Here is a 22,160-nt window from a genome sequence, read left to right as displayed (position 1 = left end):
AGAGTGTCACTCTATCACTGATTTGACCCAGAGAGAATCAGAACAGCCCGCAACCATTGCGGGCATCTATTTAATTTTAAGAGGGAATTTTTTGGGAAGAAAATTGATGCACAACGTCCTGCTCAATACCGCAGTAATCACCTTTCAACTCAGCACAAAGTTTGGCCATGTAATTCACCAAGAAATCTGCATTAAGAAGAGCCAGCGCACGCCCTGCCTCGGTTTGCATGGTATCAGGTAATTTCAGTAACTTTTTCTGGAAGTGATCAAGGGCATAAGTGGCATCATCCAGCTCGCGATGGCATGCCAGTGGATCTTCGCTGTCAAACAGTGGTCGTCCTAACGCACCAGAAGTATAGAAAACCCTCGCAAGTCCTATTGCTCCTAAAGACTCCAGACGATCGGCATCTTGCACAATTTTCGCTTCAAGTGTTTGAGGTGCAATCCCGGCGCTAAAGCTATGAGCGCGCACAGCATGTGCAACGGCATCGTATAACGGATGCGGAAAGTCGGGAAAGTGAGCATCCAGAATACGTAAAGTCTCTTGAGCGGCCTGTGTGGAAGCAAGATGACGTTCAGGATGGTTCTTCGGCAAGTTGACAATATCATGGAAGTAACACGCGGTTAGCACCACCAGCCTATCGGCCTCTGTGGTTTCCATGATCTGCTGCGATGTTTTCCATACACGACGAAAATGTGCCACATCATGGGCTTTATCGTCCTGCAACCAGTTGTGTTGCAAATACTCATCAAAACGTTCTTGCCAGTGGGCTATCGGCATACGTACTCCTCACTTCGCAGCTGGACCCGGTACTTAATATGAGTACAAGATCACAAAATAAGCAAGTAAAGCGCTGACAACAGACCACATTGGCACGATTTTATTCACCTGGCCCGCGTATACCAGGCCAAAGCACCTAATAATGCAGCAACCGATCCCAGAACCAATAACCCCATTAAGGCGCCAAGCAACTTTCCACCGAGCGATCCCATATCGCCACCGGTTACGTCACTGACAACCCAAAAGTAACGTACCACAGCCCAAACCGTGTACAGGCAAAATCCATAAAACAACCACAGCGCCAATTTTCCGCCCGGAGTACGAGTCGGTTTTTCGTCCATAACCTCTGACATATGTCCCTCAATTAATTAGCTGATGTATTGCGATAGGTGGAGCATCTCCATGGGTGTGATTTTTATCACATTTTCATTGTTTTTTAACAGCATGAAATAGCTGTTTTTAATCAGGATAATTCCTAAAATTGTAATATATCATGTCATTTCTCACCAAATTAACAACCCGCAAACATAAGGTCACTTATTGAACGATTTTATAAATATGTAATTTTAGACATTGTTAACTTAATATCCAGCCAGTTTTAAGCACAAACACCAAAACAATACCCAACTGAATTAAAGTCCAGTAAAAACAACAACAAAAATCATGAATGCATTCAAAAATATTAGCTCTTAGTTTATCCGGTTAGATTAAATTAGAGATATAAGACAAAAAGACATTTTGGATTATAAAAATGCAGGCAATAGATATCGATAATAATACTAATTAGACTTCGAATACCTGCGGGCTCCCCTGTCAAATGCTCAGACTATAGATGCAGTCTGGCAACTCGCACCCCCCCTACCCCAGGATCTCCCCGGAACGTGCGTTCATATAGCTGATACATATATTTCTACTGCAAACATTGAGGGGTGAAATAATTTTTTGGCTTCCCGCCCAAGCTGTGACCCGCGTCGTTGAAAGAAAAAGTGGTAAGTGTTTGAATAATGGCACAGAGATTTAGGGTGCAACCCATCTCTCGGCGGTCCTGTTCTGGTCGCTGCCATGTGCCCCACTAGTGCGGCATTTTCACAGTCACGGTATAGTAGTTTTCCGTTCAAGAGATGACTTTGCGAGCGAGTAACATGATTAAGTGGCCCTGGAAATCAAATGATTCATCCGCTGTCACGGTACTGCCGTGGGAGCAGGCTTTAGCCATTCCGGTCCTGGGAACGCTCACGACTGCTGAGCAAAAAAAACTGGTCCTTCTGGCTGACCGGTTTTTACAGCAAAAACGGCTGGTGCCTTTGCAGGGGTTTGAGCTTGATGAACTAAAAAGCGCGCGGATTGCGTTACTGTTTTGTTTGCCAGTGCTTGAGCTTGGTATCGAATGGCTGGACGGTTTTCATGAAGTCCTCATCTACCCTGCTCCATTCGTAGTGGATGATGAATGGGAAGATGACATTGGCCTGGTACATAACCAACGCGTTGTTCAGTCTGGTCAAAGCTGGCAGCAAGGTCCCATCATTCTTAACTGGCTTGATGTGCAGGACTCATTTGACGCTTCTGGCTTTAACCTGGTGTTCCACGAAGTGGCGCATAAACTGGATATGCGTAATGGCGATCGTGCCAGCGGCGTTCCGTTGATAGCGCTGCGCGATGTTGCGGGCTGGGAACACGATCTCCAGGCGGCAATGGGTAACATCCAGGACGAAATTGATATGGTGGGAGAAAACGCCGCCAGTATTGATGCCTATGCGGCATCTGAACCGGCAGAATGTTTTGCCGTGCTCTCAGAGTATTTTTTCAGTGCCCCAGAGCTTTTGGCGCCTCGTTTCCCTTCACTTTATCAGCGTTTTTGCCAGTTTTATGGTCAGGACCCGTTATTACGGTTACGTGAGAGTGAAAACTTCGAGTCATCCAATGGAAATACGGTGCATTAATTCAGCAAGCTGGGTTTAATTTAATCACTTGAATCAATGTGTTATTTTTATCATTGACTCTTTTGGAACCTGAAGCTACTATTTGCCTCGTTCAAACGATTCCTCTGTAGTTCAGTCGGTAGAACGGCGGACTGTTAATCCGTATGTCACTGGTTCGAGTCCAGTCAGAGGAGCCAATTCTAGTTCTTTGGTATTCCAGCGAATACCATAGATGTTTGAAAATCAACACATTATATAAAAATCGGGTTCTTCTCGGTTCCATATAGTGTGGTTGACTGCCAACTCATTTGGGGGCTTTATTAGGGCCTGTCCGGTTCGATTTAGTCGAGATCCCCAATGTCCCTGAATGATACTTCTATTCGTAATGCCAAACCCTGCACTAAGCCATTCAAAATGGCAGATGGTCAAGGGTTGTACCTTCTTGTTAAACCCAACGGTTCAAAACTTTGGTATCTCAAATACCGCTATGCGGGGAAAGAGAAGAAGCTCGCTTTCGGAGCATACCCCACAGTATCTCTTGCTCAGGCCTGAAAACGGCGTGACGATTCCCGTACCCATCTAAGCCTGAGTGCTGACCCCAGCAAACTGCGCCTCACTGAAAAACAAGCCCGAAAGTTGGGAGACCCGCTGGAAGAAGCCGCACGTAACTGGCACAAGAGCAATCGCACCTGGTCTGCTCATCATACGAACCGCATACTCAGAAATCTCGAAATCTATCTCTTTCCGTACCCTGGACAACAGGCTATCACCACGGCTGCTCTGATCGCGGTTTTGAAAAATGTTGAAGAGAGAGAATTTCTTGAGGTGGCACTGCGTTTAGAGCAACGGCTTGTCAGTATCATGCGCTACGCGGTTCAGAACCAGATAATCAAATACAACCCGGCTGGCCGTGCTGTTTAATCTCTATATCTTTGTGCGCTCCAGTGAGTTGCGCTTTGCGCGCTGGGATGAAATAGATTTTGATAATGCCCTGTGGACCATACCGAGTATCCGTGAATCCCTCCACGGAGTCCGCTATTCCGAGCGAGGTTCAAAAATGATGCAGTGCTGGGTAGATTATCTCGATGCTAATCAGCTGACTCACGTTGCGCCCTACCATTTCAAAAATAACTGACGTGATATCCAGAGCGTGTCATATGCAGGTCTGACTATTTTTATTTATCGCTTTGCAGGCCAGTTGAACGACCCCCTCGCTGAATATGTAAGATTTATTCTGTAAATCCAAGTGGTTAAACCAACGCACAGCAAAAACGTCCGATGCGGCAACTGGCATACCACTCTGATACATGCACAGCAGCGGTATCATAAGATAGTGGTAACGAAGATAACCGGCCCATCGTAGTCAAAAGCTTCAAGCAGGGCTTCCCTCGACTGGCTCACCACTTCCAGTCCGGTTTCTTCGTATACTTCACGGACTGCGGCCTCTTCGATAGTTTCACCTGCATCAATTTTCCCACCCGGCCCCCCCACAGTCCAGCATCAGGCGGATTGGAACGCCTGACGAGTTTCCTACTGATGTTCAAACCAACGGGATGATTAGGTTATTGGCCTAAGTAACGGCAAGCACCAGAACCTGTCGATGACGAAGGATGAAGTTGCAGTGATAGATGCACAGCTACACCGCAAGCACCCCAGCGGCCTGAATATCTGGATGTGTGACGTCACCGGACCACGTAAATCACGACAGTTGCATGGGTATTTGTTGCAGGATCCATTGGTGATATTTACAGAGCTGCCGCTTCGCAGTTACGCTGCATCCCACCCTCGCCACGCAAAACAAATGACCGTGTAATTTTACACTTGAAAACAACGAAAAACCCACACCACAACCACTAACTACAAGAAAACGTTACAATAACCACTAAATTCAATCCATCTACTCAATTTTATAAAATGATCTAAAAACCAAACATATGTCACATCATGGTTTACACATGACAAGATATAGTCAGCGCATGTAAGGAGCACAAGCAGCGAAGCGAATTATCAAAGCATCTTGAGAAAAGAAAGGAGATCTATCATGTCGAACGCTATACCCGCAGGTTACAAACCGCAGACGAATGAAACATTGCCCGATTATCTCGCCAGAAAGCTTCCCGGCGCACTTAAGCTTGGAGGAACACCCGACCAGTGGCAGGTGGAAGAAGTCGGTGATGGAAACCTGAATATGGTTTTCATTGTGAAAGGTTTAGAGAAAACCATCATTGTGAAGCAAGCTCTGCCCTGGCTACGGGCCGGAGGAGAAGACTGGCCGTTATCCCTGACCCGTGCAGGCTTCGAATACAACGTACTCTGTAATGAAGCGCAATTCGCCGGCCACGACCTGGTGCCCGAAGTGTATTTCTACGATCAGGAAATGGCCCTTTTTGCCATGGAATACCTGACTCCGCACGTCATCCTGCGTAAGGAGCTGATCGCCGGGAAAAAATTCCCGAATCTCGCACGGGATGTCGGCACTTTCATCGCCAGAACGCTTTTTTATACCTCCGATATCGGAATGGCGGCGGAGAAGAAAAAAGCGCTTACCGCTAAATTCTCCCTTAATCACGAACTGTGCAAGATCACTGAAGATCTGATTTTCACTGAGCCGTACTACCCAGCAAAACGAAACGACTGGACGTCACCACAACTTGACGCTGACATGAAGAAAGTCTGGAACGACAAAGAAATGATTCAAGTCGCGATGCGTTACAAATTCAAGTTTATGACTGAAGCGCAGGCACTGTTACATGGCGACTTGCACTCTGGCTCAATTATGGTAACCGAAAGCGATACCAAAATTATCGACCCAGAATTTGGCTTTATGGGGCCAATGGCGTTCGATATCGGAAACTATATCGGCAACCTGTTGCTCGCCTTCTTCTCACGGCCGGGTTGGGATGCCACAGCACAGGCGTGTGAAGAATATCAACACTGGTTAATCGGCCAGATGGAAGAAACCTGGGCTGTTTTTGCCACTCACTTCCGCCAGCTATGGAATGAAAAAACACAGGGTGAAGCCTGGCCTGTCGAAATCTATCAGCAGTGCCCGGATAACGACCTGGATCATAACGCACGGGAAATAGCGCAGGACCAATTCCTCGCGACACTCTTTGAAGACACCCTGGTCAATGCCGGTATGGAAATGAACCGCCGGATTATTGGTTTCGCCGGTGTAGCCGATTTCAAACTGATTGATGACGCTGATTTACGTGCGCAATGCGAACGCCGCGCACTTGCAATGGCACGCGAACTTATTGTTAACGCCCGCCTGTTTAAAAATATGTCTTCTGTTGGTCAATTTGCTAAAGCACGTTAAGAGGGAATTATGAATATAAGTGGTAAACACTACCGAACGGTCTGGGTTTCCGATAATGGAGAAGCGGTAGAAATCATCGATCAGACCAAACTTCCTTTCAAATTTGAGGTGGTAGCGCTTACTTCCGTTGAACTGGCGGCCACTGCAATTAAGGAGATGTGGGTACGTGGTGCACCTCTGATTGGCGTGCTGGCAGCTTACGGTATGGCATTGGGCATGAAAGTAGACACCAGCGATGAAAACCTGCAGCGCTGTTATGACCTGCTGATCAAAACCCGTCCTACGGCCATTAATCTCAAGTGGGCCCTGGATAGAACACTTGCCATATTGCAAAGCACACCGCCAGCAGCACGTGTGAAAACCGCCTGGCAACTGGCGGCAGAAATTGCTGATGAAGACGTCGGCCTGTGTGAAAAAATCGGGCAAAACGGTGCCGACATTATTCGCGCTATTGCTCAGAAGAAACCCGCAGGCAGCGTGGTGAATATTCTGACGCACTGCAATGCGGGGTGGCTGGCCACTGTGGACTGGGGTACGGCACTCTCTCCCATCTACAAGGCGCACGAATCGGGGATTAACGTTCACGTTTGGGTGGATGAAACACGGCCACGTAATCAGGGCGGACTGACTGCTTTTGAGCTGGGTTCACATGGCGTACCGCACACGCTGATTGCCGATAACGCCGGCGGGCACCTGATGCAACATGGTGAAGTCGACCTGTGTATCGTGGGTACCGACCGCACCACAACCCGCGGCGATGTTTGCAATAAAATCGGCACTTACCTGAAGGCGCTGGCGGCTCATGACAATAATGTACCGTTCTACGTAGCCTTACCTTCCCCCACCATCGACTGGACCATTAAGGACGGATTAAAGGAAATCCCAATCGAGCAACGCAGCGGAAAAGAGCAGTCGCATGTTTACGGCATTAATCCGCAAGGTGAATTGAGCTGGGTCGATACGGCACCGAAAGGCACGGCATGCGGGAATTACGCCTTTGATGTCACCCCTGCCAGATACATCACCGGTTTAATCACCGAACGGGGCGTGTGTACCGCCAGTGAAACCGCGCTGGCTGATATGTTTGGCGACCTGAAATCGAATTTTGCATAACAGACCAGCAGTGGGGAATTCCCCACTGCTGTAAGGATCTCAAATGGAAAGAAATTCGTTAGCGCAAAATATTATTGATACCTGTCTGGAAATGAATGCCACAGGTCTCAATCAGGGCACCTCAGGAAATGTCAGTGTCCGCTATCAGGACGGTATGCTGATCACGCCCAGCGGTATTCCATACGTCAAACTCACACCAGAAATGATTGTGTATGTGGATGAGAATGGTGTATCTGAACCCGGCAAAGTAGCGTCCAGTGAATGGTTGTTTCATCTGGCCTGCTACCGGGCCAGAGGTGAACTCAATGCCGTGATCCACACGCATGCCGTCAATTCAACAGCGGTAGCAATAATGAACCACGCTATTCCAGCGATTCATTACATGGTAGCGGTAACCGGTACCGATCATATTCCATGCATTCCTTATGATACGTTTGGTACTAAAGAACTGGCAGAAAGTGTATTTAGCGGAATAAAAGAAAGCAAATCAATATTAATGCAACACCATGGCATGCTGGCCATGGAAATTAATCTGGAAAAAGCACTGTGGCTTGCTGGCGAAACTGAAACGCTCGCCGAACTGTATTTAAAAGTAGGTGGGTTACACGCCCCTCCTCCCGTACTCCCGGCTGACGAAATGAAAAAGGTTATCGGAAAATTTAAAAATTACGGTTTAAAAACTGAGAAGTAAAATTTTAAAACTTCTATGAAGACACGACGACCACCTTAAATGGCGGATGTCACAGTTTTTATCCATAGGAAATCATTACGACTGCCACAGGGAGTTATTTATGTTTGTCGTGGGGTCTTATACCGTTGCAATAATCATGTGTTTCATCACCATGATTTGCTGGGGATCGTGGGCAAATACCACGAAACTCGTCAGCAATAAAAACTGGGCATTTCCACTTTTCTACTGGGATTATTCGATTGGCCTGTTACTGTGCTCCCTGCTTTTCGCTTTTACTCTCGGGTCGATGGGAGAGTCTGGTCGCAGTTTTATAACAGATATTCAGCAGGCGGGTGCCGGTAGTCTGTTCGCTGCATTGCTCGCCGGTATCATCTTTAATATCTCGAATATCCTGCTGGTTGCATCAATCAACCTGGCCGGTATGGCGGTTGCCTTCCCGGTGGGTGTGGGTCTGGCCTTGGCACTTGGTGTTATCACCACGTATATCGGCAACCCTCAGGGGGATGCCCAAATCCTCTTTCTGGGCGTTGCCTGTATTGTTGTCGCCATTATCCTGACCGCTATCGCCTATGGTCGTGTTACGCAGGAATCAGACAAATCCCGTCGAAACAAGGGGCTTATCACCGCAATTCTCGCGGGGATCATTATGGGCTGGTTTTTCCGCTTCCTGGCCGCGTCCATGTCGGACAACTTCAGTGAACCGGTTGCTGGTTTAATGACGCCTTATTCAGCACTGGTGTTGTTTGCTGTGGGGCTGTTTTTATCCAACTTTGTTTTCAACACGCTGGTGATGAAAAAGCCAATAACCGGTGAACCGGTCAATGGAAAAATGTATTTTTCGGGTAGCTTCCGGGATCACCTCTGCGGTGGAATTGGTGGAATTATCTGGTGTGTGGGTCTGGGCTTTAGTCTGATTGCCTCCGGCCAGGCAGGATACGCCGTGTCCTATGGACTTGGGCAAGGCGCCACCATGATAGCCGTCATCTGGGGCGTCTTTATCTGGCGCGAGTTTGCCAAAGCGCCAGCCGGTACCAATAAGCTGATCTTTGCCATGTTTATCTTATATATCATCGGGATTATCCTTATCATCGCCGCCAATCAGTAAGCATTCGGCCCCACCCTCACGGTGGGGCATCATTCAGGATTTCGCAGAGGGCAATTCACACGTCAGTAAAAATTCGGCGGTACCTTCGTCAACAATCAAGTCGGTAACATAACCGCCAAGCAATGCGCCCAACGTGGCGGCGTATCCCCGCTCACCACCCGCCAGGAAGATTTTTCGTTCAATTAACCGCAACTGAGCAAGACTGATCCCGAGTATTCGTTGATCAACATCCATCACAATCGGCATGCCGTTTTTATCGTAAAACCGCCCGCAAATCACGCCCACAGCACCTGAATCACGATAGGCTTGCATCTCTTTGGTACTTAACACGCCGACGCGAATCAGGGGGTTTTCATCCAGTGCGTTTCCAACAACAAAAAATGCTTTGGTACAATGGGTTAACACATCAAAGTTAGAGCAGATGATTGGCTCTGCCTGCAATTCCATAGCAAGCCTGGCACTCGATACCACGGCAGGCACGTGCAAAGACGCAACACGACCAGAAAGCTTATAAGCAATCTGGGAAGAGGATTCGATAATGGTGAGATCGGGCTGCGAAGGCATAGACCCCAACATCTGGATGACCGTAACGCCTTTACACGATTTTGGCGTCATGGTTTTGCTCATCTGGTGGATAGTTCTCCCCCAGGCAACACCGAGCACATCATTGTTTTCTATCACCTGATTAAGGTACATCCCCCCGGCACGTGAGAGCCTCTCTCGCATGAGCTGTGCATCGTCACGCTTACCGACGTGCTCGCCGTCTGGCACAATAATAACCTGATGCAGACCAAATTTTTCGCGGATGCGCAAAGAGGCATCGATAGACCCGAAGACATTCATATCAAGGTTAATTTGCACCAGACCGCTCTCTCTTGCTGTCTGCAGGTACTTAACCACCGTCACTCTGGACACACCTATCAATGCCGCGACTTCACTCTGGCTCTTCCCTTCTTGATAGTACAGCCACGTCGCATGCAGTACAGGGTCATCTTTGAACAAGCTGCCGTTTTGCAGTCCGATATCCACTTTTGTTATCCCAGTTTGTCTTTACTTCATCACAGCAGCGCCGGACAAAGTGCTTTCAAATATTAACCACTACTTTACAGCTGCAAACCGATTATTGGAACGCCTAATCCCCTAAAGAATGTGCATCCCGGCGGGGTTACTAACATTATTATCGACTGTTTTAAAAGGACTTTTAACGGCATCGCTATCTGAAAATTTTCTACAACGTTGCCGCCTTGATACCTCAGCAACACGGAAACAGCAATGATGAAGTGTCACTCTCTGCTGACGCAACAAAATAATATTCTAAAATTACTTTATAAAACTCATAAATATATTAATTCCGCATCGTTAATTTTAATATTAAAATATATTTTATAGAATAAGAAACAGTTATTTAACTATTAATTACACTAGTTAACCTTACTAAAACCAATGGTAATAATATAAATTATGTTACATAATGTACTATGAAGGAATAAAAGTAATATTTTAAATATATATTTAAAACTGACTCCCGGATGAGCCCATTAAAATATGTCACGAAAACAGAACACCCTAAGCATAGGTTTATTTCCTCTGGCATTGATTCTTTATGAATTTGCTGCATATCTGAGTACCGACATGATCCAACCCGGAATTATTGATGTGGTCCGGGATTTCAATGCCGATGTCAGGCTTGCTCCCGCTTCCGTTAGTTTGTACATGGCTGGCGGTATGGTATTGCAGTGGCTGCTTGGGCCACTGTCCGATCGCGTTGGCCGTCGACCGGTACTACTCACCGGGGCAATGATTTTTACCCTGGCCTGTTTTGCCACACTGTTTACCACCTCAATGACGCAATATCTGATAGCAAGATTCATTCAGGGAACCAGCATCTGCTTCATCGCCACCGTTGGATACGTATCCGTGCAGGAGATCTTTGGTGAAAAAAAGGGCATTCAACTCATGGCTATCATCACATCGGTGGTGCTCATCGCCCCTATTATAGGTCCGTTGGCAGGGGCTACGTTGATGCATTTCGTTCACTGGAAAGCGTTGTTTGGGATCACGGGGTTAATGGGGCTCATCGCATGGACAGGATTACTGTTTAACATGCCAGATACGGTAGGCGCAAAAAGCACGCCATTCAGCGTATCTGGCGTACTCCATGATTTTAGAAAGGTGTTTCGCAACAGCATTTTCCTCAACGGTGTAGTCACCATCTCGTTATGTTACATACCGATAATGAGCTGGGTGGCAGTATCCCCCGTGATACTCATCGAACATGGGGGGCTTACAACTTCACAATTTGCCTGGACTCAGATACCGGTTTTTAGTGCCGTGATCCTGGCGAATATGGTCGTGGTTAAGTTTATCGACGATCCTACCTCTGCGCGTTTTATCTGGAAGGCAGTCCCCATCCAGTTGCTCGGCCTGGCCACATTGATTATCGGCAATATCGTTTATCCGCACGTCTGGTTATGGTCAGCAGGCGGAACCAGTATCTATGCTTTTGGTATCGGGCTCATCTTCCCGACACTCTTTCGTTTTACTTTATTCTCAAACGAGCTTCCGAAAGGAACGGTATCAGCATCACTCAACATTGTTGTGTTGAGCATTTGCGCCGCGTCCGTTGAACTGGCTCGCTGGCTGTGGTTTGAAGCCGGAGGGCGTATCCCTTTTCATCTGCTGGCAGTGGTCGCGGGTGTTACGGGGGTCTTATTCCTGTCACGGTTGCTGCGTTATCAACACCTGCATAAAACTTATCTGCAAGGCGACTAAAATGGATAACGGAGCAGTTTTAAATGCGGAGCGAGCGAGGATTTCTCGCTTCAGTTACCCCTGGTAAGGAGGAGATATGTTTTCTTATATCATGCTGGGCACCAATGACCTGCCAGCCACTTTCCCTTTTCGGATCACGCATCTCTACACGCATCTCTAAGGGATAACCAAATTAAATAACCCAGTAAAAGGAACTCTGAAATGGACATCCCACGTATTTTCAACATTAGTGAAAGTGCTCACCGTATTCATAACCCGTTCACGCCCGAAAAATTCGCCACGCTCGGCAACGTGCTACGCATGGAGCCAGGTACCCGGGTGCTCGACCTCGGCAGTGGTTCAGGTGAAATGCTCTGTACCTGGGCACGTGATTTCGGGATCACCGGTATCGGCATAGACATGAGCCAGTTATTCAGCACGCAAGCCAAAAAACGCGCAGAAGAACTTGGCGTCACCGGTAGTGTCGATTTTATTCATAACGACGCCACTGGCTACGTAGCCGAAGAAAAATGCGACGTAGCAGCCTGCGTGGGTGCTACCTGGATTGGTGGAGGCGTCACCGGCACTATTGAGCTTCTGACCAAGAGCCTAAAACCTAATGGGATTATCCTCATCGGCGAGCCCTGGTGGCGTCAGTTACCGCCGACGGAAGAGATAGCCAAATCATGCGGAGCCACTTCTATCTCCGATTTTCTCACCCTTCCTGAATTTGTCAGCTCTTTCGACAAGCTCGGCTATGACATTGTAGAAATGGTCCTGGCCGACCAGGAAGGCTGGGACAGATACGAAGCGGCCAAGTGGCTTACGATGCGCCGCTGGCTTGAAGCCAACCCTAACGATGACTTTGCGAAAGAAGTCAGGACACAATTAACAATATGGCCTGAACGCCACGTCACCTATACGCGTGAATACCTGGGATGGGGCGTATTCGCCCTGATGGCACGGTAATGTCAATACTGGCGTTTATTTTCTGAACTGAGGTTTTCCTCCGGGTGGCTAACGCCACCCGCTTTCCTTTGGCGGATCACACTTTTCAGACTCCCTCATTCCTGCATAAAAATCCTGTGATAGAATTAACCGGTAAATACCTTTCAACTCAATCCGAGGCTTTGATGCTGGAGAATGTAATCATCAGATAATCAGCTTCCCGACCTTTTCAGGCCGGACTGATTATCAATGCGCCGAAATCGAATGCGGACACCGCTGTGTGTTTGCACGTTTTGCACATGATGATTAACAGGGTTTTCCAGTATGAATTTATCCCGTCAGGAACAACGCACCTTACACGTTCTCGCCAAAGGTGGACGTATTGCGCACATCCGCGATACTTCAGGCCGCATCACTTCCGTTGAATGCTACACCCGCGAAGGGCTATTGCTCAGCGACTGCACACTCGTCGTGTTCAAAAAACTTAAAACCAAGAAGCTTATCAAGTCCGTGAATGGTCAGCCGTATCGTATTAACACCACGGGGCTGAACAACGTTCGCGCCCAACTGGACAACCGTTAAGGAAAATATATGGATATCAGCTGTTGACGCAACACGGTTGGGATGACGCCACGCAAACAAGCTCAACATTATTCTGGGCCGTAGAAGAAAATGGCGCGGTAACGCGCTTCGGTAGCCAAATGACGGCATGGCAGGATAACGGATACCAGCAGCTACTGACAGAATGTGGCTTTCAAAAACCACAGCGGATAGAGACTTCAGCCTGGCCCACAAGTGACACGTTTGAAGGCAAGCTGTATACGCTTTTAGCGCATACCCAGCAGTAATCCTTCCCTTAACGCCCTCTCCCTACTGTGGAGGGAGAGGGCGAGGTGATTGCACCTGCATCTTTAAAGTGTTCGGGTACATACATCATCTGGAACAATAATTTCAGGGCAGACTAAATAAAACAATCAAGCACTTACGCAAGAAATGAATCTTTTAATTTCAGCCAGTTGGTAAGGCTCGTAAACACATTGCCCGACTTCAATTTTTGGCTTGTTACGCCCATGAAAGTCACTGCCACAGGTAACATATGCCGAACGGCTAACGGTAAAATCATATAACTGATCGGTCAGTTCCGGTGAATGGTAGCTTGAGAACACCTCAACGCCCATCACACCAATTTTCAGCATCTCTTCAATAACCTGCGTATGATCTTGCTTAACGTTAGCGCCGATATGGGCCAAAATCGGTATCCCGCCATTATGGCGAATCACATCAACCATCTCGCTCATTGGAGGAAACGTAACCGGTAAATGGCAGGCTTTGCCTGGGCCAAAGAAATCCCAGAAAAAATTAATCAGCGGCATATCCGCCCGGGCACCGCCAGTGCGATATGGCAACAGCAATGGGTGGCCGTCATTGCGTTCATCTTCGAGAATCACCTCCCCCATCTGTTCTTCTTGAGGAATGGTATCGCCACAAACCTCTGCTAAACGTGTTTCATCAAGAAAAAAATTCAACTCGCGCAGCTTTGCGAGTTTTTTCGGCGTCAATTCCCGTTGAATTGCGTTGAAATTGTTGTGGATCTCAACAAAATCATCACTGGGAGTGAAACCATAGCCCAACAAATGGTAGTTATTCCCGGCAAAGGTACAATCAATCTCAATACCGGATATCACATTCAGATCGGATGATAGCCATGCCTTAGCTTCTGCCACCGAGTGAGCGCTGTTATGGTCAGTGACTGCCAGAGTACTCACGCCATTCGCCTTACAGCGCGCGATTAACACATCAACGGGAAAATCCGCATCATCGCTATAACGGGAATGCATATGTAGGTCGATCTTTTCCATGAGTTACCTCTTCTTGATATGATCAATTACTTTCTTTATTGCATGCTGGTTTTTTTCGCAGCATTTTGCTTAGCAATCTCCAGAACCTCACCCAGCCTATCGGCTTTTGAGATTGCTTTTATTACTTTTTCGTCTGTCATAGCAAGCTGTCCATTAGAAACTCGCAGCGTATAGATTTTAAATTTCCGACCATCGAGCTTAAATTGGCAACTTACCAGTGACGTGCCCCTCAGCTGTTTACCATTATTGGTTCTTATGTCAGTAATCTTAGAAACATCGACAAGGAAAAATTGTGTCGGATTATATTTCCACACAACACCAAGGCGACCATCAATATCAATGTAGAAAACTGCATTATTGGAAACGTACTTCTGTTGATAGATGAATCCTTGTGAGGGAAATTCCTTTTCCAACGCGATAGCACTCTTCTTCATTATATTCCCCATGACCGCAGGGATAATCACTATTGCCAAAGCAAAGGAGATAGCCACTATCAAGAGCAACAAATTCATATTAATCATTTCGAAAACGAAAAAAATAATAACCGCCAACACAGCAATCGCAATGACTAAAAACCCAACAACCCATTTAACAACATAAGCAACATCAACTCTCTTCATTTCAACATCCTCTTTGACTAACATTCATTATCAACCGCAAAGACGCATTCTTACCGCGAAACAATCGTAACAGTCTGCTTTGCTTTCCGATTCTTAAAATAATACAACCCACCAAAAACGCACAAATAGAAGGCACTCGCAGAGAAAAATAAAATATATTTTAAGCGAGCACGGTTTGTATAATTCACCGTTGTTTCTTCTGACCCTACCGTAATAAAATCCTTGGTGTTTTTAAGTGAGAAAATTTTTCTTTGGATAGCAACGTGCTCACGCACAAGGTTCTGCCCGTCAGTTTTTGAATCTACTTTCACGAGATGACGATAACCGTCTTTATGCGCGCGATATTCCACGACATTCACCGATCTGGAACGTTCCTGCCAACTGCGAGAAATTTTAATTTTATATTTCTCCTGCATGGTGTAGGTTCGTGATGGCATAAAGGTATAGATTCCTTTATCCACATAGTCATCTGCAGACGGTAATGAATAATATCCTTTCACTGCAAAAAAGATAACAATCAGAGAAATAACAGCCCCCATAATGCTGATTACTTTCACGATATTTCGCAGCGAACGTAACACTCCCGCTGTTCCGATAGCCGCCCGCTGCTCTTTTCGTAGCGTAATCACATCGGTTGCCATCTTAGTCCTCTGTTGCATCTTATTCCCTTTTCTATTTTCGTCAGTAAAAACGGCACCAGGATAACAATCCCCTGATGCCTTTTTTCCACTACTTTTTATTTACCTTAATAGAAAGTAGTGCCTCACGCCCTACAGCCAAAAATGTTGAAGCCTGCACTTCAGGGGTATTAAATGTGACCATCAACAAATTTCCGTCGACGGACATTGCCAATATAAGAGAGTGTACATTTAAGCCATCTGTTGCAGGTGCGACATAGTCAATGAGCTGTGCTTGTTGGCCATTTATTTTTAACTTACTCACTTTTGGAGAATGCTTTGCCAACATCTGATTCATTTTCTCCGCAAAAGCATCAAGTTGATTGTCAGCAACCTTTCTCGTGGTGTAGCTAAAAACAAAATTAGCAGCATTTTTTACGTGAGTGTAAGCTTCCGGAGGAAGTTTATAGGTTGAACTTTTGATATCTGATTCGGGTATTTTCGTCGCCTTGAATGTCGCAGGCATCTCTATTGACACTAACTTATCTAATACCTCCACCCTTTGCGTTTTACCTTGCCCCGCCATTGCAGATGCAGCAAAAACAAGCGCAAACACTCCAAATAAAACATTTTTTAAACTGATCTTCATTTCCAACTTCCTTACTGGTTTTATAGTTGAACACAAACATTACAAATATCTTTAACCTGCAACACTTTACGCCGGGGTGAGGATGGCATCCTTAATCAAACAGGATATACACCGTACTTAAAACGTAACTATCCTTCCCAAACAAGAAAACGCTTATTGGGTTTATTTAAAAACGGGTAAAAAAATAGTATTCTTTATTTCTTCCCGGATTTCACCTTCGCCGCAGAATCAATAACCTGAATATCAACAAAGTACTCCTTACCCATAATTTTTCCGTTTCCTAACCAGTCAACCCCACGTGATACCAAAAGTGACTCCATGCTATTTTGAATAAGCCGACGACCATTACTGTCTTGTACATCATAACCACCGACGGTAATGTCCCGCGGGGTGTACGTCGCCTGATTAGCAGCAAAAATTCGCTTTATAGAACGTAAATACTCAGGCGCGTAGTCTGCGGTAATACTGGCTACATCCTTCTGATAATCTACCCACGTCATATTCTTTTCTTTTTTCAGGTTATTGGCGATCACGGCATAAAATTGTGCTGTCGCTTGGGCAATCGACATCCTCACTTTCATTTCCCGGGCAAACCCCGCCGAATCCAGTGTCGTGACGTCCTTACCCTTCTCATCTTTTTTCGTTTCAAAAAGCACACTATTATCCACAGGGAAGAATAATGATGTTGCTATAAAACTGGCGCAGGCGGCTTGCTGCTGGGGTTTATCATTGTTTACCAGCAGTGACAACGAACTGCCCTTTGCAGGAATGCTCTCTGGATTAAGGTTGTTTTCCGTGAGTATCGCATTAACCGCCTCCTGACTTTTACTGTCACGCGCCAGATCGCACACTAACTGCATCATAAACTCATTGCGCTCACCTTTTATCCGCGGCGTAATATCAATCAATGTCTCGGTAATTAAATTATAAACGGGCACACTGATGGTTTTTACGCGCAAATCTGCTGGCGCTGAAAACACCTGGTGGCTACTTAGCCATATAAGACCGCCAATGACGGCCTTTAAAACATTACCGAACGCCTTCATGATAAAACTCACTCGCCTTTAACGCTTTCAACATCCACGGTGATACGTCTGTTCGGTGCCAGGCACTCGATAACCGCTGGGGTTTTACTGCCAGGGCAATAAACACGTGGTTCGTTGGCTCCCAAACCGCGGGTATCAATCATCGAGGCGGGAATACCATTAACCACCATCTGCTGCTTTACAGAATTTGCCCGCGCCAGTGACAAACGCTGATTACTCGCGGCAGGACCAAAACGGTCTGTATGACCAACGACAGTCACACGTTTACCTGCCAGCGGTTGTGTTTGCAGATTGGCAGACAGCGCCTGAATCTGGGCAACCCCACCCGGCAGCAGCATTGCACTGCCAAAAGCAAATAACCCTTCACCGCTTAGCTCCTGATGTTGGCGCACCACTGAAGGTCTGGCAGGTTTCACGTCCAACTGCGATAAACAGTTTTCTGGTAAAAAGTAGAAACTCTGCGCTGTCATTTTGCTATCAAACAGCACTTTATACTGGCAGGTTAAAACCGACTTATCGGCTTTCGTAAAGTGGAAAATGTAGTTCCACTCTTTGACCTTTAACACACCTTCAGAGAAGTGCGGCGTACCCAGCATTTCATAAATCTGTGCTTTGGTATTACCTTTCCTCACCTGTTGCAAGTTATCCAGATTAACAAAGCTGCCTTCACGTTTAACCGCACAGTCAGGGTTTGGGAACACCGGGATCGCTGTTGTGCCGTTGTCTGCCACATCGCTTACGGAACGGGTACACCCCGACAACAACAACACGCCACCCAGTATTAATGCCCAATGTATTTGCTTCGATTTCACTAACATGATTATTCTCACTTCAATAGATTTACGGGATACCCCCGGCGAATGCCGGGGATATCGCCTGCCGATACTACGACGTTTGACGAATTACCACTGGTAGCCCACACCGACAGACACACCGAGATCATTCTGGGTATTGGTACTCCCTGAGAACTTAGTTACCCACTTGCCGTTATCAGAGATAGTGGAGACGCCTAACGCAACAGAGGACTGATTCTGGAAAGTCGCCCCGCCCATGCTCACCATGCTTGCACCTGGTGAATAAGGTTGTGGCAAACTGGCCATCGCCATGGCACCCGCAACACCGGCGCTCATTTTGTCCTTGTTATCGTCAATCATATTTTTCAGTGAGCTGAACTTGTTATCCGTGTAGTTATTCGCATTGCTAATACTGCTATTGAGTTGAGTCACGTTGACCGCATCGGTGCCCTGAGTCCCTGCTGCCACATTTGCTATCTGACGTTCTGAACCAACAGAACCAACAGAAATGGTATTTTCACGATCCGCTACAGAGTTAGCCCCCAATGCCACCGAGTTTTTCGCGGTTGCATAAGAAGAATTCCCCAGTGCGACTGAATCTACCCCGCTCGATTTCGCGCTAGTCCCAACCGCCATACTGTTATCACCGCTGGCTGCAGAACCGGCACCACCGGCCAATGCGTTTTTGCCCTCCACAACAGGTTTTGGTAAGCCATCGGTATTGTTCACCTGGAACATGCCGTCGGTACCGCTAGAGATATTGTTCACCGTATTATCGATGTTGGTGATATCTCCGGTCACCTTATTCAACTGGGCCAGGTTTACTGCATCGGTATCCCTGGTCCCTGCTGCCACGTTGACAATCTGGCGCTCTTTACCTGCCGCACCAACCGACACGCTATCAGCACGATCCGCCACCGAGTTGGCACCCAAGGCAACGGCGTTGGAGGCTGTGGCATTCGCACTGTTACCTATTGCCACGCTATCCAGGCCAGATGCTTTGGCATGATTACCGGTAGCAATACTGCCATCGGCACTGGCATTGGCTTCCGTACCCATCGCAATAGAACTCAGACCTGAAGATTGAGCACCTTTACCAGAAGCGATAGAACTGTTCCCGGAGGCAACCGCATCCGGCCCAATGGCTATCGCTTCAGACCCCGTAGCCACCGATGCGGTGCTGCTGGAGTTCACCTTCAGGTACTTCACATCTGTCGGCCTCAGATTGTTGATAACGTTTTCCAGATTGGTCACGTTATTGTTAACCGCATACAGTTGCGCACCGTTTACTGCGTCAGTACTGGTTTCACTCAAGGTCCCCTTAGCCACATTGGTGATCTTATTTGGTCCACTTCCTGTATGGTTGGCACTGAACGCACCCAGCGAGGTATCCCACAGCAGTGCATCTTGTTTCAGCCCTCTGATATCGACAGTGTGATTCACAATGTTAGTGGTATTGATATCCACCTGATCATTGGTGGACTTCAGCTGTGCACCGTTGACCGCATCAGTACTGGTACTGGTCAGTGCCCCAGCCGCCACGTTAGTCAGCGCCACCGGTGCCGTTGCCCTGCTGCCGCCCAGCGTCACGCGGTTGTGCGCACTGCTGTCATACATCACCGCATCGGCCACCGATCCTGCAGTCACCTCTCTGAGCTGAGCCACGTTCACCGCATCCGCATCTTCCGCACCGGCAGACAGCCCGGTGATCCGGCGATTGCCGACGTTCACTTCACCTGTTGCCGTACCGCCCACCAGATACGCCTGATGAGACAAGGTGCTACCATCCGCCAGTGAACCCGCCCCCAGCGCCACGCTATTGTTTGCACTGGCAAGGGCACCCATACCAATCGCCACCGCATCCTGCCCGGTCGCCGATGCAAGGGCGCCGGTGGAGTTGGCATGGAAGTACTTGATGCCCTGCCCGAAGATATTGGTCACCTCATCGCCCAGGTTGGTGATGTCATCGCCCAGGTTGCTGATATCGGTGGTGTTGATATCCACCTGGCTGTTGGTGGCAAACAACTGCGAGCCATTGACCGCATCGGTGCTGTTGCCACTCAGCCGTCCGGCCGCCACGTGGGTCAGGGTGCGCTCGGCACCCACATCGCCCACGCTGACGGTGCTGGTCGGCGCCGTCCCGGCAAAGAGGTAGTCGTTGCCGCCGATGGTGGCCCCGGCCGTGCCGACCGCCGCCGCAGTCTGTGAACCGGCGCCCAGTGCCACGCTGTTGCTGTGGCTGGCAACCGCACCCATGCCGATGGCCACCGCGTCCTGCCCGGTCGCCGATGCCAGGGCACCGGTGGAGTTGGCGTGGAAGTATTTGATGCCACGGCCGTAGATAGTGGTGATGTCATCACCCAGGTTGGTGATGTTATCGCCCAGGTTAGTGATACTGTTGTTGGTTTCCGTCAACTGCGAGAAGTTCACCGCATCACTCGGCGCAACACCGTTCGCCACGTTAGTTATCCGGGTACCGCCAGTTTTCGTTACGCTGTTGTAGGTGTCGCCACCCAGCGTCACGCTGTTGTGGTTCGTGGTGCGATCTACGTGCGTGTCGTAAAGCACGCTGCCAGTTTGCAGACCGTCGATTGCCTGGTTGGTGGCAAACAGTTGCGAACCGTTTACCGCATCGGTACTGATACCACTCAAACGACCTGCCGCCACGTTGGTAATAGTACGTTCTGCCCCAAGGCTGCCTACACTGACCGAGCTGGTCGGGGCAACACCGGCAAACAGATAGTCAGTGCCGTTGAGCGTAATGCCCGACGTTGCCACAGCAGCGTTGACGGAAGACCCATCACCCAAAACCACCGATCCGTCTAATCCTGCGCCAACCGTAACGTTATTGCCCATGACAAAGACTTTGTTGGAATCGATTCGGTTTTCGTTGCCCAGGGAGTAACTGTCATCACCATTAACCACTGTTGGATCACCAATTGCTGCTGAACGCGCCCCATTAACGGTGGTGCCATAGCCCAGACTGATAGAGTGATCACCGTTTGCTTCTGCATTCACACCAGTCGCAACAGCCGCTTCGCCTGTCGCTGCAGCATTGATACCTGCAGCAATGGAGTTAACGCCTGAGGCTCCCTCGTTGTCGTAGTTAAAACCACGGTTTTCCGCATCGTTGAAACTGTAGTAATGGTTCTTAAGCGTGCTCAACTGCGCCACATTCACCGCATCTGTATCATCTGCACCTGCAGCCAGCCCGGTAATACGACGTTCGCCGACGTTCACTTCACCCGTCGCGGTGCCGCCTACCAGATATGCCTGATGAGACAGCGTACTGCCGTCCGCCAGCGAGCCAGCACCCAGTGCCACACTGTTATCGGCACTGGCAATGGCGCCCATGCCGATCGCCACCGCATCCTGCCCGGTGGCCGACGAGTCGGTGCCGGTGGAGTTGGCGTGGAAGTATTTGGTACCGGTGTTGGTCAGCGCCGTCAGCTGCGAGACGTTGACCGCATCGCTTGCCGCCACGCCGTTCGCCACGTTGGTGATCGTCGTGCCGCCGGTCTGGGTGGTGGCGTTATAACTGTCGCCGCCCAGGGTGACGCTGCTGTAGTCAGGGCTGCCGTCCGGGTTTGTGTCATACAGCACGCTGCCGGTCTGCAGACCGTCGATGGCCTGGTTGGTGGCGAACAGCTGTGAACCATTCACCGCATCGGTACTGGTGGTGGTCAGCGCGCCGGCCGCCACGTTGGTCAGCGCCACCGGTGCCGTTGCCCCGGTGGTGCCCAGTGTCACCCGGTTGTGCGCCGTGCTGTCATACATCACCGCATCCGCCACCGAGCCGGTGGCCACTTCCATCAGCTGGGCGACGTTGACCGCATCGGTGCCCGCAGCACCGGCAGACAGCCCGGTGATCCGGCGATCGCCGACGTTCACTTCACCTGTTGCCGTGCCGCCCACCAGATACGCCTGCTGAGACAGCGTGCTGCCGTC

Annotated in this window: 22 protein-coding genes and 1 tRNA gene; 12 read left to right on the top strand and 11 right to left on the bottom strand. The window is 48.6% G+C overall.

The genetic code is table 11. The features are described from left to right. Positions 1–76: 76 nt before the first annotated feature. Complete coding sequence (locus EDF88_RS19075) at positions 77–781, bottom strand: phosphohydrolase (protein WP_064512078.1); 705 nt, start codon at positions 779–781, stop codon at positions 77–79. 104 nt (positions 782–885) lie between these two features. Then, the gene (drpB, locus tag EDF88_RS19070) at positions 886–1,122 is read right to left on the bottom strand and encodes a cell division protein DrpB (RefSeq protein ID WP_134186936.1); all 237 of its coding nucleotides are present in this window, start codon (positions 1,120–1,122) and stop codon (positions 886–888) included. A gap of 801 nt (positions 1,123–1,923) precedes the next feature. Here drpB and mtfA point away from each other — a divergent pair. The 3 genes from mtfA to EDF88_RS19050 all read left to right on the top strand — a co-directional run bounded on the left by mtfA (position 1,924) and on the right by EDF88_RS19050 (position 3,621). Beyond that, the gene (mtfA, locus tag EDF88_RS19065; protein WP_134186478.1) at positions 1,924–2,721 is read left to right on the top strand and encodes a DgsA anti-repressor MtfA; all 798 of its coding nucleotides are present in this window, start codon (positions 1,924–1,926) and stop codon (positions 2,719–2,721) included. Between the two features lie 100 nt (positions 2,722–2,821). Continuing rightward, a tRNA-Asn gene (locus tag EDF88_RS19060) sits at positions 2,822–2,897 on the top strand. Between the two features lie 439 nt (positions 2,898–3,336). After that, positions 3,337–3,621 carry a hypothetical protein gene (locus EDF88_RS19050; protein ID WP_134186474.1) on the top strand — a complete coding sequence of 95 codons (285 nt, stop codon included), beginning with the start codon at positions 3,337–3,339 and terminating at the stop codon, positions 3,619–3,621. A gap of 402 nt (positions 3,622–4,023) precedes the next feature. On the opposite strand, the gene EDF88_RS25060 is transcribed toward EDF88_RS19050, so the two are convergent. Then, entirely contained in the window at positions 4,024–4,191 is a 168-nt protein-coding gene (locus EDF88_RS25060) for an NUDIX domain-containing protein (RefSeq protein WP_134186472.1), read from the bottom strand. A 130-nt stretch (positions 4,192–4,321) separates the two neighbouring features. Here EDF88_RS25060 and EDF88_RS19035 point away from each other — a divergent pair, with 130 nt between their 5' ends. The 5 genes from EDF88_RS19035 to EDF88_RS19015 all read left to right on the top strand — a co-directional run bounded on the left by EDF88_RS19035 (position 4,322) and on the right by EDF88_RS19015 (position 8,928). Next, a complete protein-coding gene (locus EDF88_RS19035; protein WP_279586348.1) occupies positions 4,322–4,513 on the top strand; it encodes a DNA-binding domain-containing protein in 192 nt (63 codons plus the stop codon). 228 nt (positions 4,514–4,741) lie between these two features. Further along, positions 4,742–6,019, top strand: coding sequence for an S-methyl-5-thioribose kinase (gene mtnK, locus EDF88_RS19030; RefSeq protein ID WP_134186470.1), 1,278 nt, complete (start codon positions 4,742–4,744; stop codon positions 6,017–6,019). Between the two features lie 9 nt (positions 6,020–6,028). Continuing rightward, the gene (gene mtnA, locus EDF88_RS19025) at positions 6,029–7,132 is read left to right on the top strand and encodes an S-methyl-5-thioribose-1-phosphate isomerase (protein WP_134186468.1); all 1,104 of its coding nucleotides are present in this window, start codon (positions 6,029–6,031) and stop codon (positions 7,130–7,132) included. A gap of 43 nt (positions 7,133–7,175) precedes the next feature. After that, positions 7,176–7,823: an L-fuculose-phosphate aldolase gene (locus EDF88_RS19020; protein WP_134186466.1), complete on the top strand. Its 648-nt coding sequence runs from the start codon at positions 7,176–7,178 to the stop codon at positions 7,821–7,823. A 100-nt stretch (positions 7,824–7,923) separates the two neighbouring features. Then, positions 7,924–8,928, top strand: a complete 1,005-nt coding sequence (locus EDF88_RS19015) for a GRP family sugar transporter (protein WP_134186464.1) — start codon at positions 7,924–7,926, stop codon at positions 8,926–8,928. 33 nt (positions 8,929–8,961) lie between these two features. On the opposite strand, the gene EDF88_RS19010 is transcribed toward EDF88_RS19015, so the two are convergent. Further along, the gene (locus EDF88_RS19010) at positions 8,962–9,771 is read right to left on the bottom strand and encodes a sugar-binding domain-containing protein (RefSeq protein ID WP_243839646.1); all 810 of its coding nucleotides are present in this window, start codon (positions 9,769–9,771) and stop codon (positions 8,962–8,964) included. Positions 9,772–10,473: 702 nt separating this feature from the next. On the opposite strand from EDF88_RS19010, the gene mdtM reads away from it, so the two are divergent. The 4 genes from mdtM to EDF88_RS18990 all read left to right on the top strand — a co-directional run bounded on the left by mdtM (position 10,474) and on the right by EDF88_RS18990 (position 13,475). Then, on the top strand, positions 10,474–11,700 hold the full coding sequence (mdtM, locus tag EDF88_RS19005) for a multidrug efflux MFS transporter MdtM (RefSeq protein ID WP_134186460.1): 1,227 nt from the start codon (positions 10,474–10,476) through the stop codon (positions 11,698–11,700). Positions 11,701–11,901: 201 nt separating this feature from the next. Then, a complete protein-coding gene (locus EDF88_RS19000; RefSeq protein WP_134186458.1) occupies positions 11,902–12,648 on the top strand; it encodes a class I SAM-dependent methyltransferase in 747 nt (248 codons plus the stop codon). Positions 12,649–12,951: 303 nt separating this feature from the next. Further along, positions 12,952–13,209: a YjhX family toxin gene (locus EDF88_RS18995; protein WP_134186456.1), complete on the top strand. Its 258-nt coding sequence runs from the start codon at positions 12,952–12,954 to the stop codon at positions 13,207–13,209. Positions 13,210–13,232: 23 nt separating this feature from the next. Next, positions 13,233–13,475 (top strand): hypothetical protein, encoded by a 243-nt coding sequence (locus EDF88_RS18990; protein ID WP_208326157.1) that lies wholly within the window; start codon positions 13,233–13,235, stop codon positions 13,473–13,475. Positions 13,476–13,601: 126 nt separating this feature from the next. Here EDF88_RS18990 and EDF88_RS18985 read toward each other — a convergent pair whose 3' ends face one another. The 7 genes from EDF88_RS18985 to EDF88_RS18955 form a co-directional block, all read right to left on the bottom strand. Continuing rightward, positions 13,602–14,486 (bottom strand): PHP domain-containing protein, encoded by an 885-nt coding sequence (locus tag EDF88_RS18985; RefSeq protein ID WP_134186454.1) that lies wholly within the window; start codon positions 14,484–14,486, stop codon positions 13,602–13,604. Positions 14,487–14,521: 35 nt separating this feature from the next. Further along, positions 14,522–15,106 (bottom strand): hypothetical protein, encoded by a 585-nt coding sequence (locus EDF88_RS18980; RefSeq protein ID WP_134186452.1) that lies wholly within the window; start codon positions 15,104–15,106, stop codon positions 14,522–14,524. Positions 15,107–15,156: 50 nt separating this feature from the next. Next, positions 15,157–15,747, bottom strand: coding sequence for a hypothetical protein (locus tag EDF88_RS18975; RefSeq protein ID WP_134186450.1), 591 nt, complete (start codon positions 15,745–15,747; stop codon positions 15,157–15,159). 88 nt (positions 15,748–15,835) lie between these two features. Further along, positions 15,836–16,372, bottom strand: coding sequence for a hypothetical protein (locus EDF88_RS18970; protein ID WP_134186448.1), 537 nt, complete (start codon positions 16,370–16,372; stop codon positions 15,836–15,838). Positions 16,373–16,566: 194 nt separating this feature from the next. Continuing rightward, positions 16,567–17,418, bottom strand: coding sequence for a hypothetical protein (locus EDF88_RS18965; protein ID WP_134186446.1), 852 nt, complete (start codon positions 17,416–17,418; stop codon positions 16,567–16,569). Between the two features lie 8 nt (positions 17,419–17,426). Beyond that, complete coding sequence (locus EDF88_RS18960; RefSeq protein WP_243839639.1) at positions 17,427–18,236, bottom strand: OmpA family protein; 810 nt, start codon at positions 18,234–18,236, stop codon at positions 17,427–17,429. Positions 18,237–18,320: 84 nt separating this feature from the next. Continuing rightward, a partial coding sequence (locus EDF88_RS18955; protein WP_134186442.1) for a YadA-like family protein occupies positions 18,321–22,160 on the bottom strand: 3,840 nt, incomplete at its 5' end.

Source organism: Buttiauxella sp. BIGb0552 (genome assembly GCF_004366275.1).
In the GTDB taxonomy this organism is placed as follows: Bacteria; Pseudomonadota; Gammaproteobacteria; order Enterobacterales; family Enterobacteriaceae; genus Buttiauxella; species Buttiauxella gaviniae.
The sequence above is the reverse complement of the archived record's forward strand: the minus strand, read 5'-3'. Positions and strand labels throughout refer to the sequence as shown.